Below are 278 nucleotides of genomic sequence, written 5' to 3' on the forward strand. Positions count from 1 at the left end.
GGCGCCGCGCCACGAGATCGACCGTCTTGTGGAGGCCGAGGTTTCGGTCGGACCAGCCGTTGGCGAAGCCGCGGGTGAGCACGCACCGCCAGAGCCGTCGCCGCTGGTCGTCGCCGGCCCGGGTCGGGCTGGTGTTGAAGTGGCCCAAATGCGAGCGGCAGCACCTCCCAGGCCGCGAACATCGTCGAGGCGCTGGAAGCCGGCGCACGCGTCCTGATGATGGATGAGGACACCTCGGCGACGAACTTCATGATTCGCGACCGGCGCATGCAGGCGCT

General features: G+C 69.4%; 1 pseudogene. It reads left to right on the top strand.

Annotated features, from left to right (window positions below):
* Window positions 1-156: 156 nt before the first annotated feature.
* A pseudogene (locus R0J92_RS22625) lies at window positions 157-278 on the top strand (P-loop domain-containing protein); the annotation flags it as partial.

The organism is Tritonibacter sp. SIMBA_163, from assembly GCF_046535935.1.
Classification (GTDB): Bacteria; Pseudomonadota; Alphaproteobacteria; order Rhodobacterales; family Rhodobacteraceae; genus Epibacterium; species Epibacterium scottomollicae.